General features: G+C 59.8%; 12 protein-coding genes, 1 other RNA gene and 1 other annotated feature. Of the genes, 8 read left to right on the top strand and 5 right to left on the bottom strand.

The window, feature by feature from the left end; all coding sequences use genetic code 11:
• Positions 1–193: 193 nt before the first annotated feature.
• Positions 194–435, top strand: a binding site (T-box leader).
• Between the two features lie 85 nt (positions 436–520).
• The 3 genes from pheS to MTP42_RS10220 are packed head-to-tail and all read left to right on the top strand — an operon-like array spanning position 521 to position 4,477.
• A complete protein-coding gene (gene pheS / locus MTP42_RS10230) occupies positions 521–1,543 on the top strand; it encodes a phenylalanine--tRNA ligase subunit alpha (RefSeq protein WP_005930972.1) in 1,023 nt (340 codons plus the stop codon).
• Positions 1,544–1,561: 18 nt separating this feature from the next.
• Entirely contained in the window at positions 1,562–3,973 is a 2,412-nt protein-coding gene (gene pheT / locus MTP42_RS10225; RefSeq protein WP_249257245.1) for a phenylalanine--tRNA ligase subunit beta, read from the top strand.
• A 3-nt stretch (positions 3,974–3,976) separates the two neighbouring features.
• Positions 3,977–4,477: a methylated-DNA--[protein]-cysteine S-methyltransferase gene (locus tag MTP42_RS10220; RefSeq protein ID WP_249257244.1), complete on the top strand. Its 501-nt coding sequence runs from the start codon at positions 3,977–3,979 to the stop codon at positions 4,475–4,477.
• 119 nt (positions 4,478–4,596) lie between these two features.
• Here MTP42_RS10220 and ssrA read toward each other — a convergent pair.
• The 3 genes from ssrA to MTP42_RS10205 form a co-directional block, all read right to left on the bottom strand.
• Positions 4,597–4,945: a transfer-messenger RNA gene (gene ssrA, locus MTP42_RS10215) on the bottom strand.
• Positions 4,946–5,007: 62 nt separating this feature from the next.
• A complete protein-coding gene (gene smpB, locus MTP42_RS10210; protein ID WP_005930963.1) occupies positions 5,008–5,490 on the bottom strand; it encodes an SsrA-binding protein SmpB in 483 nt (160 codons plus the stop codon).
• Positions 5,491–5,603: 113 nt separating this feature from the next.
• The gene (locus MTP42_RS10205) at positions 5,604–6,122 is read right to left on the bottom strand and encodes a GNAT family N-acetyltransferase (RefSeq protein ID WP_005930961.1); all 519 of its coding nucleotides are present in this window, start codon (positions 6,120–6,122) and stop codon (positions 5,604–5,606) included.
• A 326-nt stretch (positions 6,123–6,448) separates the two neighbouring features.
• Between MTP42_RS10205 and MTP42_RS10200 the strand changes: the two genes are divergently transcribed.
• The 4 genes from MTP42_RS10200 (at position 6,449) to MTP42_RS10185 (ending at position 11,628) form a co-directional block, all read left to right on the top strand.
• On the top strand, positions 6,449–7,522 hold the full coding sequence (locus MTP42_RS10200) for an alpha/beta hydrolase (RefSeq protein ID WP_238077700.1): 1,074 nt from the start codon (positions 6,449–6,451) through the stop codon (positions 7,520–7,522).
• An 18-nt stretch (positions 7,523–7,540) separates the two neighbouring features.
• Positions 7,541–9,022 carry a transglutaminase-like domain-containing protein gene (locus MTP42_RS10195; protein WP_249257243.1) on the top strand — a complete coding sequence of 494 codons (1,482 nt, stop codon included), beginning with the start codon at positions 7,541–7,543 and terminating at the stop codon, positions 9,020–9,022.
• 3 nt (positions 9,023–9,025) lie between these two features.
• On the top strand, positions 9,026–10,357 hold the full coding sequence (gene rmuC / locus MTP42_RS10190; RefSeq protein ID WP_249257242.1) for a DNA recombination protein RmuC: 1,332 nt from the start codon (positions 9,026–9,028) through the stop codon (positions 10,355–10,357).
• Between the two features lie 89 nt (positions 10,358–10,446).
• Entirely contained in the window at positions 10,447–11,628 is a 1,182-nt protein-coding gene (locus tag MTP42_RS10185; RefSeq protein ID WP_215666103.1) for an FprA family A-type flavoprotein, read from the top strand.
• 150 nt (positions 11,629–11,778) lie between these two features.
• On the opposite strand, the gene MTP42_RS10180 is transcribed toward MTP42_RS10185, so the two are convergent.
• Both MTP42_RS10180 and MTP42_RS10175 read right to left on the bottom strand, forming a co-directional pair.
• The gene (locus tag MTP42_RS10180; RefSeq protein WP_249257241.1) at positions 11,779–12,156 is read right to left on the bottom strand and encodes a PAS domain-containing protein; all 378 of its coding nucleotides are present in this window, start codon (positions 12,154–12,156) and stop codon (positions 11,779–11,781) included.
• On the bottom strand, positions 12,144–13,154 hold the full coding sequence (locus tag MTP42_RS10175) for an RluA family pseudouridine synthase (RefSeq protein ID WP_249257240.1): 1,011 nt from the start codon (positions 13,152–13,154) through the stop codon (positions 12,144–12,146). Before MTP42_RS10175 ends, MTP42_RS10180 begins: the two co-directional genes overlap by 13 nt.
• A gap of 259 nt (positions 13,155–13,413) precedes the next feature.
• Between MTP42_RS10175 and MTP42_RS10170 the strand changes: the two genes are divergently transcribed.
• Positions 13,414–14,139, top strand: coding sequence for a JAB domain-containing protein (locus tag MTP42_RS10170; RefSeq protein WP_249257239.1), 726 nt, complete (start codon positions 13,414–13,416; stop codon positions 14,137–14,139).
• Positions 14,140–14,170 lie beyond the last annotated feature (31 nt).

The following is a 14,170-nucleotide window of genomic DNA, read 5'->3' as shown; positions in this document are numbered from 1 at the left end:
TTTTGAAAAAGATGCAGCCATTCCAACCCATCTGGGTGTACCCTCCTTTCAGTAAAACGTTACGCTTATAATACCATACTTTCGGCCAAAACACAAGCAAAACCGTGAAATTCAGGGAAAAAGTGCCGCCCCGGCTTGCAAACAGGCCCAAAGTGTGGTAAGATGATATCCGGTTATGAAACCTGAATATCTTGAAAACGCAGCGACGGAGAGAGTACGCACGCAGTTCCACAGCAAAGAGAGAAGCTTCACCGGCTGAAAGGGCTTCCGCGTGGGTGTGTGCCGAAGTTCGCTCCTGAGCGGCCTGCCCGAACGACTTCTATTAGGGCAGGACGGCGCGCCCCGTTACGGCGTTTGAGAGCCGCCCTTGTTTGTGCAGGGCGGAAACCGGGTGGTACCGCGGAGCATTGGATTTGCAAAGGCTTCGTCCCTTTTGTCCGGCCAGAAATGGCCCGGCAGGGGACGGGGCCTTTTTTGCTGCCCCGCTTTGAAAACACGAACTGAGAAGGAGAGAATTTCCATGCAAGCAATGATCGACGAGCTGGCCAAACAGGCCGCAGAGAGCCTCGGTCAGGTCTCTTCCAAGGAGACGCTGGCCTCGTTCTGGCAGGAATATCTGAGCAAAAACGGCAAGATCCCCGCGCTGATGAAGAATCTGCGCTCTGTCGCGCCCGAAGAGCGCCCCGCCATGGGCAAGATCATCAATGAGCTCAAGCAGAAGGTGCAGGCAGACTACGATGCCGCCGCCGCCAAGGTGAAGGAGGCCGAGCTGGCCGCCCGCAACGCCGCTGAGACCGTGGACATCACCCTGCCCGCCAAGACCCGCACGGTGGGTGGTCTGCACCCCCTGACGCTGGTCACCAACCAGATCATCGATGTGTTCTCCGGCATGGGTTTTGCCGTGGCTGACGCACCTGAGATCGAGGACGACGACCACAACTTCACCCGCCTGAACGTGCCCAAGGATCACCCCGCCCGCGATATGCAGGATACCTTCTACCTGTCCGACGAGTTCCTGCTTCGCACCCAGACCTCCGGCGGCCAGATCCGCACCATGGACAGCCAGAAGCCGCCCATCAAGGTGCTGATCCCCGGCCGTGTGTTCCGTTCCGATTCCGATGCCACCCACAGCCCCATGTTCCACCAGATGGAAGGCCTGGTCGTGGATAAGGGCATCACCCTGGGCGACCTGCAGGGCGCGCTGAACACCTTTGTGCAGAAGCTGTTCGGCAAGGACACCCGCACCCGCCTGCGTCCCTCTTACTTCCCCTTCACTGAGCCCAGTGTGGAGGTCGATGTCAGCTGCTTTGAGTGCGGCGGCAAGGGCTGCCCCCTGTGCAAGCACACCGGCTGGATCGAAGTTCTGGGCGGCGGTGTTGTCAACCGCAAGGTGCTGGAGAACTGCAACATTGACCCGGATGAGTATTCCGGCTTCGCCTTCGGCATTGGCATCGAGCGCATCGCCATGCTGAAGTACGGCATCAACAACATCGGCCTGATGTTCGAGAACAACCTGCAGTTCCTCAAGCAGTTCCATGAATAAGAGGGGAGAGAACAGACAATGAAAGTACCTTTCAGTTGGTTAAAAGAATTCGTTGATATCGACGTTACCGCTCAGGAGCTGGAGGAGAAGCTGTTCTCCTGCGGCTTTGAGGTGGAAGAGCTGATCCCGCTGGATGCAGGCATCAGCAAGGTGGTCGTTGGCAAGATCGTGGAGATGGAAAAGCAGGAAGGCACCCACCTGACCAAGTGTGTGGTGGACTGCGGTGACTACGGCCACGATATCCGCATCAGCACCGGTGCCGCCAATATGAAACTGGGCGACTGTGTGCCCGCCGCTCTGGATGGCTCCACCCTGCCCGGCGGCATCAAGATCAAGGCCCGCAAGATGCAGGGTGTGGAGTCCAACGGTATGCTCTGCTCCGGCGAGGAGCTGGGCCTGAACGACGACCTGTTCCCAGGCTCTGAGGTCTATGGCCTGCTCATCCTGCCTGAGGATTCCGTTCCCGGCACCGACATCGCACCCGTTGTCGGCCTGGATGACTATATCTTCGATATCTCCATCACCGCAAACCGCCCCGACTGCCAGTCCGTGCTGGGCATTGCCCGCGAGGTCGCTGCCATTCTGGGCAAGCCCCTGCATATGCCCGCCATGGATTACAAGGCTGTCTGCGAGCCGGATGCTCCCATCACCGTCCAGGTGGAGGCCCCCGACCTGTGCCCCCGCTATATGGCGCACTACGTCCGCAACATCCGCATGGGCGAATCTCCCCGCTGGATGAAGCGCCATTTGGCCCTGTGCGGCCTGCGCTCCATCAGCAATGTGGTGGATATCACCAACCACACCCTGTTGGAAATGGGCCAGCCCATGCACGCCTTTGACCTGAACAAGGTCGCCGGCCGCACCATTGATGTGCGCCGTGCCCACGAGGGTGAGAAGATCGTGACCCTCGATGAAAAGGAGTTCACCCTGAACCCCAACAATCTGGTCATCTGCGATGCCGAGAAGCCTGTGGCTCTGGCCGGCATCATGGGCGGTGCCAACTCCGGCATGGATGAGAACACCACCAGCCTGCTGTTCGAGTGCGCTACCTTCGCCCGTGACTGCGTCCGCAAGACCAGCCGTGCCCTGGGCCAGAACAGTGATTCCTCTGCCCGCTATGAAAAGGGTGTGGACCGCAACTCTCCCGAGCTGGGCCTGGCTCGTGCCCTGCACCTGATCCAGGAGCTGGACTGCGGCGATATCACCACCCTCGAGTATGACCTGACCGATGGCCGTCCGCTGGAGCGCAAGCACATCGTGACCACCCCTGCCAAGATCTGCGGCGTGCTGGGCATCACTGTGCCCGAGCAGACCATGATCGATATCCTGCAGCGCCTGGAGTTTACTGTGGATGTGCAGGCCGATGGCAGTTGGGATGTGTCTGCTCCTCTCTACCGTGAGGATGTGGAGAGCTTCCCCGATCTGGCGGAGGAGGTCATCCGTGAGTACGGCTATGACCACATCAACCCCACCTTCCTGAACACCGCCTCTGTCACCAACGGCGGCCTGAACTACGCGCAGAAGCAGCAGCTCAAGACCAAGCGCCTGCTGGCTGCACAGGGCTTCTATGAGGCCTCCACCCTGGCCTTCTACTCCAACGCGGAGCTGGATATGCTGCACATCCCCGCTGAGGATGCCGCCCGCAAGGCCATCCGCATCCTGAACCCCATCAGCGAGAACCTGTCCATCATGCGCACCCTGCTGACCCCGTCCATGCTGAATGTCATCGTGGACAACCTCAAGAAGGGCAATGCCGAGGGCCGCCTGTTCGAGATGGCTCCCGTCTATCTGGCCAAGGAGCTGCCCATCAGCGAGCATCCCCATGAGCGTCAGACCCTCTGCATTGGTGCCTTTGGCCCCGAGGAGGACTTCTTCACCGTCAAGGGTGCAATGGAGGCGCTGGCCGCAGGCTTTGACCTGACCTTCACCTACGAGCGCGAGACCACCCCGTGGCTCCACCCCGGCATCAGCGCCGCTGTCTACTGCAACGGCAAGCGTCTGGGCATGTTCGGTAAGCTCTCCAATGAGATCAACGGCGAGCTGGAGATCGCAAAGGACCAGAAGGACAGCCAGAACATCTATCTGGGTGAGCTGGACTATGAGGCTCTGATGTCCTGTGTGGACGGTGAGCTGCGCTATAAGCCGCTGAGCCCCTACGCTGCCGTCAAGCGTGACCTGGCCCTTGTCTGCGAGGAAAAGGTCACCTGCGGCGAGATCGAGGACACCATCAAGAAGGCAAGCTCCCTCATCACCGAGGTCAAGCTGTTCGATATCTACCGCGGCGCAAACCTGGGCGAGGGCAAGAAGAGCATGGCCTTCTCCCTGACCCTGTCTGACCCCAGCGCGGAGATCTCCGCTGAGCAGGTCGAGCGCACCGTCAAGAAGGTGCTGGGCAACCTGAAGTTCAAGCTGGGCATTGAGATCCGATAAACGGTGATCTATACACAGCACTATGAGTCTCCTCTGGGCGGCATCCTGCTGGCCGCTGACGACACAGGCTTGACCGGCCTTTGGTTCGAGGGGCAGAAGTACTTTGCCCGCACCCTGGATGCGGTGCATCAGGAGCAGGAGACCGCCGTGCTCTCCGAGGCCAGACGCTGGCTGGATGTTTATTTCGGCGGGCAGGAGCCGGACTTTACCCCGCCGCTCCATCCTGCTGGCTCTGCCTTTCAGCAGGAGGTGTGGGCGCTGCTGCGCCGCATCCCCTGCGGCCAGACCACGACCTATGGTGCACTGGCAAAGCAGCTGGCTGCAGAGCGCGGCCTTTCCCGGATGTCTGCGCAGGCTGTGGGCGGGGCTGTCGGACACAATGTGATCTCTATCATCATTCCCTGCCACCGCGTTGTCGGAACAAACGGCAGCCTGACCGGATATGCAGGCGGCATCGATAAAAAAGCCGCGCTGCTGAGACTGGAAATGAAAATGACGCGGTAAGAAATACAGCAAACGAAAAAATCCGAACCTTTTCCCGATGGGAAGAGGTTCGGATTTTTCTTGTGTGGTGGAGCATAAACGACCTTGTGCGAACACACAGGGTTCGTCTGGCTCACGTTTGGTGGAGGCGATGGGAGTCGAACCCATGTCCGAAAAGAGTTCAGCGTAGGTGTCTCCGGGTGCAGGCGATCAACAACATTCCCTCCGCGTCACGCCGGTCGCCAGGCTAACGCATTGGTAGCTTCATGAGTTCCTGCCGGTCCGCAAAGCTTAGGTCCGTTCAGGTGCTGTGTCTAAAGGACGCCCCGGCCCCACACGACACAAGAGTGGGCGGAACGCGCAGCACTCAGGCTGCGAGCAACTGATAATTATTGTTGTCAGTTAATTTTTTGGAGGAGTTTAGAGCAGGTCCCCCACTGCTACCCGCTGCCCAGGCCTCGCTCCCCCCGTCGAAACCTTTACGCCCCCATAAAACACACCTTGCGGTGTGGGTAAGCTTTGAAGTTTCCGGGCAGGAATGCTGCCTGAAATCAATAGTAAACGCCGTTGGATTTGACGGCCCGGTCGATGGAGCGCTTGGCATCGCGCTTGGCGGCATCTGCACGCTTGTCGTAGAGCTTTTTGCCCTTGCACAGGCCCAGCTCCATTTTGACGCGGCCATGCTTGAAGTAGAGCGAAAGCGGCACAAGAGTGTAGCCCTGCAGCTTGCACTGCTGGTGCAGCCGCCGGATCTCATTCTTGTGGGCCAGCAGCCGCCGCACCCGCATGGGGTCCTGATTGAAGATGTTGCCGTGGTCGTAGGGGGTGATGTGCATTCCCTTGACCAGCAGCTCGCCGTCCTCAATATCGACCCAGCTGTCTTTCAGGTTCACGCCGCCGGCACGCAGGCTCTTGACCTCAGTGCCTTTCAGCTCAACGCCGGTCTCCAGCGCTTCCAGAACGAAATACTCGTGGCGCGCTTCCCGGTTTGTGGCAATCGTCTTGGTTGCCGGACGCTCTTTGGTCGGTGCCATTCCGCGCGCCTCCTTTCTATCGCTTTGGTATCGTTACGTTAGTATATCATATTTTTGTGGATTTTCAAGGTCACTTTTTGAAGAAACTGTAAATCTTTCCCGCAAAAAGCGCCTTACAGCTTTTTATAGCCCGCCGGTTCGTCCGCTGCACACCGCCGCTCCATCAGGTAGGTGTCCAGCCAGCGGCCGTGGCAGTCCCGGGCAATGCGCTCCCGGCGGCCCACCACGCGGAAGCCGCATTTCAGGTGCAGGCCCCGGGAAGGGGCGTTGTCCTGCAGCACCGTGGACTGCAGCGTCCAGTACCCGGCCTGTTCGGCCTCACGGCAGAGCGCCGTGAGCAGGTGATAGCCCAGCCCCTTGCCCCGGAATTTCTCCCCGACATAGATGCTCACCTCGGCCACGCCGCGGTAGCACCAGCGGGGGTCTACCCGATGCAGGGCTGCCCAGCCAGCCACGACCCCATCGTCCAGCACCACCAGGCGGCATTCCCGGGTATGGGATGCGTCCCAGGCGGTGTAGGGCGGGCAGTTGGTCTGGAAGGTGGCGTGCTCGGTGGCAATGCCCTCCAGATATATTTTGGACACAGCAGTCCAATCCTCCGGCATCATGGGCCGGACTGTGATCTCACTCATATTCCTATCCTGACCGGAGCCGCAATGCTCCGGTTTCCCCTCATTGCGTGTGCAATATTTCTTTTCAGTATAGCAGAATCTGCCGCAAATCACAATGGAAACCTGTTCACCTCAGGCCGGGCAGAGTGTCCGGAATCTGAATACCCGGCCCCTCGGAAGCGTGGAGATCACAACGCATGGATTTTGCGGACAGATTTGTTTTGACAATACCGGCGGGTGTGATACAATAGAACAAAAACCAACCGGTGTCGCCTGTGCAGTCTCATATTATAGTCCTCTGTATGGGAAAATGCAATCAGGGCGGTGCCGGGGGAAAGGAACGGAACATGAAACAGGCAAAACGAATCGTCGCGATGGTGCTGTGTCTGCTGGCCCTGCTGGCCCTGCCCGCCGGTGCCGTAATGGAAAAGGGAGAGCCCAACATTACGGCCCAGACCACCATGAAGGAAGTGCGCAACAACCCGGGCATCAAGAACTCCGGCTTCTACACCTACTCGCAGGATAAGGACTGCCCGCCGGGTCAGGCTCTGTGGGAGATGACCACTGTGGAAGGCTACACCAACGAGTATGTGGCCGAAGGCTGCGCCAAGGGGCTGAATCTGGTCATTGAGAACTACAACAATGGCGTTCAGGTCACCCATTCGTTCTACACGGATGCGGAAAAGGCGGCGGACCGTACCAAAAACAACACCGGCCTGTTCTATTTCCCGGCCAAGGCTGAAAATGCCAAGTTTGCGCTGATCCTGGCTGGCAGCGGTGCCAATGAGAGCGCCGAGCTGGAGGAGGGGGCCTGTACGGCCTGGCAGCTGCATGAGCTGGGCTATGCCGCCTTTATTCTGCGGTATCGCGTCTGGACGGATGCTTCCGATGACGCTCCGCTGGAGGACATCGGCCGGGCCATGCAGTACATTGAGGAACACGCTGCGGAGTTTGGCATCCAGCCGGAGCAGTACGCCATCGTGGGATATTCCATGGGCGGCCACCTGACGGGTCTGTTCGGCACGGAATCGGTGGGGTATCAGCATTACAATGTGCCCAAGCCCGCCGCCCTGCTGCTGGGCTACCCCATCAACGATATGACCTATATCAAGCCCATCTACCATGTCATCCAGGATATCGGCGCGTACGGCCCCAAATACTATACCCGGAATCTTTCGGATGAGATCACGCCGGACTACCCCGCCACCTATCACTGGCACGGTGTGAACGACACGCTGCTGAAAGAGCTGGTCTACTGGCGGCAGGGACCGCAGCTGGAAGCTGCCCTGCAGGCCAATCACGTCAAGCATGTTTACCGGGTGTTCAACAATGCACCTCACGTCTGCGGCATCGGCACCGGAACAGATGCCGAGAACTGGCTGGTGGAAGCCACTGCTTTCTGGGAAGAGCAGTGCGCCTGAGAGAAAGGATGAAACAGGATGAAAGATCTGAACGAAGCATTTGTGCATCTGAACGTCGGTCTGCCCGATGATGTGGAGCGGCTGAAGGCCGCGGGCTATTACAAAGAAGCCGTGGCACGAATCGATGAATATCTGGCCGAGGACTGGACGGAGACCCAGAACAGCCCCCGCAGTCAGGGGTTGGAAATGCCGGAGTACGAGCAGCCCGCCAACCCTGTGCCCCACGGCGTGGACGCGCTGCGGGATGCCCTGCTGGTGCAGAAGGAGATCATGCGCCGTCTGCCGCAGGAATACTGCTGGAACGAGGCACAGGCCGTGGCCCGGATGCAGGGCCTTGTACGGGATTTCACGGTGGAGGAGTTCCGCCAGCTGGTGCATGAGGGCCGGGTGGACTGGCGGTTTGTGGAAGGGGAGAAGCACTACCTTGACCGCTTTGCCGAGACGCTGATCGCCACCCACGCCGACCTTGCCGCCCGTCAGCTCGACCCGCCCGCCCCGGCCGCGCTGGCCCGGGAGCGCCGCCGCCGCATCCATGACCAGATGGAGCGGGAAGGGCAGGCCAGTGCCCGCATCACGCTGAAGACCAGCGTGGGGATGTCGGATGAGGCCTTTGCCGCCGCTCTGGCCAAGGCAAAGGCAGAGGGCCGGGAGAGCGTGCACGTACGCGCCTGGCTGCCCATCCCGGCGGAATGCCTGGCCCAGAGCGAGATCGAGCTGCAGCGCTTTACCGAGCAGCCGGGCTGCATCGCCGATGCAAACGCCCCCCAGCGCACCGTCTGCTGGGAGGCTGACCTGACCGAAAACCGCCGCTTCGGGGTGCAGTACCGTTACAAGACAACGGCAGTCTATGCTGACCCGCTGGACTTTGTGCCTGCACCGGAACAGCCGACCTTTGATACCGAGGAGCAGGCCCCGCATATCGTGTTCACGCCCTACCTGCGGGCGCTGGCCGCGCAGCTGACCGAAGGGATCACCGACCCGGCGGAAAAGGCAAAGCGCATCTATGATTACGTTACCCTGAACGTGCGGTATCACTATCAGCCCGCCTACTTTGTGCAGGAATGCCTGCCCGACCGCTGCGCACGGAACCGGCGCGGTGACTGCGGCATTATGGCCCTGACCTTCATCACCCTCTGCCGTCTGGTGGGCATTCCGGCCCGCTGGCAGAGCGGCCTGTCGGTGTCGCCCACCGGCGTGGGCTGCCACGACTGGGCCATGTTCTACATTGCCCCCAAGGGCTGGATGTATGCCGACTGCTCGTTTGGTGCCTCCATGGCACGGCAGGGCGAGGAAGAGCTGCGCCGCCACTACTTCGGCAGTCTGGACACCGGGCGCATGGTGGCAAACCGCGCCTTTGAGGCACCCTTTGACCCGCCGATGTACGGGTTCCGCTCCGACCCCTATGATAACCAGTCGGGCGAGTGCGAGGTGGACGGCGTGGGCCTTTATGGCGATGCGCTGGATACCCGGAAAGAATTGGTCGATTTCGAGGGCTTATAATCAATGGAATTTCTAGCTGGATTGTACACCCTGCTGCTGGTCACCATCTGCCTGCTGCTGGCAGTGGTGCTCTGGAAACTGAACAAGCCCCGGAACGGGGGAGACTACGAGGAGCTCAAGCGCTGGATGCAGCAGCAGCTCGATGCACAGGCAAAAGACTTTGAGGCCAGACAGGCGGCAATGGCGGAGCAGAATTACACCGCCATCCGCAGTGTCAGTGAGACGCTGCAGACCTCGGTGCAGAGCATGAGCACCACGCTGGCACAGGGCCAAAGCGGCCAGCAGCAGATCCTGACCCAGCGGCTCCAGAGTCTGGAGGCCGCCAACACCCAGAAGCTGGAAGAGCTGCGCAAGACCCTTGCGGAAAACATGACCGCCCTGCAGGCCGAGAACGCCAAAAAGCTGGATGAGATCCGCCACACCGTGGATGAGCAACTGCAGGATGCCCTGCAGAAGCGGGTGACCGAGAGCTTCAAGGCTGTGAACGACCAGCTGGAACAGGTGTACAAGGGGCTGGGCGAGATGCAGAACCTTGCCGCCGATGTGGGCGGGCTGAAGCAGGTGCTCTCGGGCGTTAAGACCCGCGGCATTCTGGGTGAGATCCAGCTGGGGGCCATTCTGGAAGAGATCCTGGCCCCGGAGCAGTATGAGACCAATGTGGCCACCATCCCGGGCAGCACCCAGCGGGTGGAATATGCCATCAAGATGCCGGGTGCGGACGGCGGCACGGTCTGGCTGCCCATCGACTCCAAATTCCCCGGCGATACCTACGCACACTTGCAGGATGCCCAGGCCTCCGGCGATGCGCAGGCGGTGGAGAATGCCCGCCATGCGCTAGAACTGGTGCTGCGGAGCGAGGCAAAGGACATCCGGGAAAAGTATGTGGAGCCGCCCTACACCACGACCTTTGGCATCCTCTTCCTGCCTTTTGAAGGATTGTACGCCGAGGTGGTGAACGCCGGTCTGCTGGAGGTGCTGCAGCGGGATTATCAGGTGAACATTGCAGGCCCCAGCACCATGGCGGCTCTGCTCAACAGCCTGCAGATGGGCTTCAAGACCCTTGCCATCCAGAAGCGCTCCGGCGAGGTCTGGCAGCTGTTGGGTGCTGTTAAGACGGAGTTCGACAAGTTCGGGCAGGGGCTCTCCAAGATGCAGCAGCGCCTGCGCCAGACCGATGAAGAGCTGGACAACCTCATTGGTGTCCGCAGCCGGGCCATCAGCCGCAAGCTCCGCAGTGTCCAGAGCCTGGATGATGCCAGCGCAGCAGCCCTGCTGGAGCTGGACACCGAGCCCGGCCGGCCGGTGGCAGCAAGACTGCCGGAGGAGCTTGAATAATCTTTAACAATGTGCTATACTAGGAACTGTTATTAGTATTATACTGCCGCTTTTTCGGCACAGCAATATGGATAGAGAGGATGTCTGCTATGAGCGTGAAAAAGATCAGCGAAGCCATTCTGGGCGTGGGTGTGGACGATACCACCATTGACCTGTTCGAGAGCCAGTACCCGGTGCCCACCGGCGTGAGCTACAATTCCTATGTCATTCTGGACGAAAAGACCGCCATTCTGGATACGGTGGACAACCGTGCCACGGAGCCCTGGCTTGCCAACCTGACCGAGGCACTGGCCGGACGCAAGCCGGATTACCTGGTGGTCAGCCACATGGAGCCTGACCACGGTGCCAATATCGCCAGACTGGCCGCCCTCTACCCGGAAATGCAGGTGGTGGGCAACGCCAAGACTTTCCTGTATATGGATCAGTTCTTTGGGGCGGATGCCGTTGCCAAGGAGCGCCGCGTGGTGGTGAAGGACGGCGAGAGCCTGAGCCTGGGCACCCACACCCTGACCTTTGTGCTTGCCCCCATGGTGCACTGGCCCGAGGTCATGGTGAGCTATGAGAGCAGTGAAAAGGTGCTCTTCTCTGCAGACGGCTTTGGCCGGTTTGGTGCAGTGGCCAGGTTTGACGAAAACGCCGACTGGGCCAGCGAGGCCCGCCGCTACTACCTGAACATCGTGGGCAAGTACGGCCCGCAGGTGCAGGCTCTGCTGAAAAAGGCCGCCGCGCTGGATATCGCCACCATCTGCCCCCTGCACGGCCCTGTGCTGACCGGCGATCTGAGCAAGTACCTGAACTACTATGACCTGTGGTCCAGCTACAAGGCCGAGGAGCCGGAGAAGATCCTGGTGGCCAGCGCTTCCATCCACGGCCACACCAGGGCCGCCGCCCACACCATGGCTGAGAAGCTGCGCGCCAAGGGTGCCAAGGTGGTGGAGATGGATCTGACCCGCACCGATGTCTCCTATGCCGTCACTGAGGCCTTCCGCTGCGGGCGGATCGTGCTGGCCTGTGCCACCTACGATGGCTTCCTCTTCCCGCCGATGGAGAATCTGCTGACCCACCTCAAGACCAAGAACTTCCAGGGCCGCACCGTTGGCCTGATGGAGAACGGCACCTGGGCCCCCATGGCTGCAAAGCTGATGCGTGCCGAGCTGGACGGCATGAAGAACATCACCGTCTGTGATGCCGTTGTGACCATCCGCTCTGCCGCCAATGCCGCCGCTGAGGCACAGATGGATGTGCTGGCTGACGAGCTGCTGGCAAAGTAACGAATCGACCCCATAAAAAGAACGAACGCCTGCCGAGTGAGAAAAGCCCGGCAGGCGTTCGTTTTGTCTATGCGGGAGGTATAGCAGAGTAGCATCTTCGCACGGGGGTAGGCGGCAAAGTCTTTTTTGTGTGGAGTTCGTCTTTCTTTGTCAGAACAAATCGTACCGCTCCATCGTCTCGGCTTTTCGGGAATCATGCTTCTCGTAGTAGCCGATCAGGGTACCGTCCTCGTCCCGCAGGGCAACCATGTAGACATCGCGGTCGTGCTTTGCGTTGTGATAGGTATAGACGATGTTGTGGCTGGCATCCGCCGCGAACCAGTCCACCACCTTGCGGATGGCTTCCACCGAATGGGGGTTGTGGCAGGCCAGAAGGCTTTTGCCCAGCAGGGCGGCTCCGCCGTATTTGCCGTAATCCACCACAGCGGCAGGGTTCATATAGAGGATGGTGTGATCCAGGTCGCAGATAACCACGGCCTCGCGGTCCTGGTCGATGATGCTTTTGAAATAGGCGTTCAGGTCTGCCATGATGTTGCTCCTTCTTTATTCTTGTCCAGCGCGTCGAACTGTTTGATGATCTGCGGGTCCTTCAGCTTGATGACCTTGCCGGTGAGGTAGTGCAGGGTGTTCTCCTCCGGGATGTCGAGGAAGCTGATGCGGACGGCGCAGAGAGCCTGCGTCCGAGTGCCGGTGCGCTCGTTCATCTTGCGGTTGCCGTATTTGATATCTCCCAGCACCGGCTTGCCCAGGTAGGCGAGGTGGGCGCGGATCTGGTGGGTGCGGCCCGTGACCAGGCCGATCCTGCACAGGGCAAAAGGCCCGGCGGTGCGCAGAACATCCACATCGGTGATGATCTGCTTGCGGCGCTCGTCCTGCGCCTGGTGGGCATGGATGCTGACCTTGTTGTTCTTTTCGTCGTGCTCCCACCAGGCCGTGAACCGCCCGCTCTGGGGGATGCCCACGGTGATGGTGTAGTATTCCTTTTTGAGCAGGTCGGTGCGGATGATCTCGTTCATGTCCCGCAGGGCGGCGTAGCTCTTGGCAGCGATGACAAGGCCCTCGGTGCCACGGTCCAGCCGGTTGCAGATGCCGGGCTTGAAGCGGTTCTCACCGCCCGCATCGTACTCGCCCTTCTGGGCCAGATACTGGGTGAATGCGTCCACAAGGTTGGCATCGCCGGTGCGGTCGCTGTGGCAGAGCAGATGGGTGGGCTTGTACAGCACGGCAATGTTCTCGTCCTCATAGATGACGGTCACCTTGGGCTGGTTCTGCTGCTTTTTGGGGGCAGGCTTGCGGGCTGCAGGCTTTGCGCCCTCGGGCGGGAAAAATTCATCGTTGATGTACAGCTCAATGAGGTCGCCCGCCTTGAGCCGATCCTCGGGGGCTCCCTTTTTGCCGTTGACCTTGACCCGCTTGTTGCGGAAGCTCTTGTACAGCAGGCTGGTGGGGAGATCGCGCGTCACGCTCTGGACAAAGCGGGAAAGCCGCACGCCCTCGTCGTTTGCGGTGGCAGTAAATTGTTTCATAAAATTGTTCCTTTTGTTGGGAATGGTTCTTTGGACAGAACCTCTCCGTCATTGCTGCGCAATGCCACCTCTCCTGATAGGAGAGGCAAGACACGTTTCTTGGCTCCCCTATCAGGGGAGCTGGCGCAAAGCGCCTGAGAGGTTTTCTCTATAATAAACCACCCTTTCTTTGAAGTCAACGCAGAATATTTCCTGTGCCCTCTTGTGTTTTGCTGAAAAAACGGTACTATTAGAGTAATAACGCAAAAGGAGAATGACCATGGCGAAGGAAAGCAGCCAGCATAAGGGGCACCGCCAGCGGATGCGCGCCCGGGTAGAGCAGTACGGACTGGAAAGTCTGGAACCCCACGAAGCGCTGGAATATGTCCTTTATATCACCAACACCCGCAAGGACACCAACGGCCTTGCCCATGTCCTCATGGACCGGTTCGGAGACTTTGCCGGGGTGCTGGATGCCTCCGAGGAGGATCTGCTGACGGTGGAGGGGGTAGGCCCCTCCACCGCCCGGATGCTGCATCTTTTGCCGCAGGTCGGCAGATACTATACCCAGTGTGCGGTCAACGGAAAAAAATGCATGAAGACCACCGACCAGCTGGTCGAATACCTGATGGCACAGTTTGCCGGGACTGTGCAGGAACGCGCCCTGCTGACTGCGCTGGATGGCCGCAGCCGCATCAAGGGGCTGTTCTGGCTGCGGGACGGCACCAGCGACCGGGTGAGCCTGGAGATCAAAGATGTGGTGGCGGCAGCCCTCAAGGGCGGTACCGACAGTGTGGTGCTCTGCCATAACCACCCCAACGGCGTGGCCCTGCCCTCGCGGGAGGATCTGATAGCCACCGAGAATATCGTCCGGGCACTGGGGCTGGTCAAGGTGCATCTGCGGGATCACATCATCCTGACCGAGAGCGAATATTTCTCCATGCGGGAGGCCAACCGCCTGCCGTTCTACGATTTCCAGACCGGGGAGATGCTCAGGCCGTATTGATATTATAAAATAATTGTGTTATAATCAACAT

It is taken from the genome of Faecalibacterium sp. I2-3-92, from assembly GCF_023347315.1.
GTDB classification, from domain to species: Bacteria; Bacillota; Clostridia; order Oscillospirales; family Ruminococcaceae; genus Faecalibacterium; species Faecalibacterium duncaniae.
The sequence above is the reverse complement of the archived record's forward strand: the minus strand, read 5'-3'. Positions and strand labels throughout refer to the sequence as shown.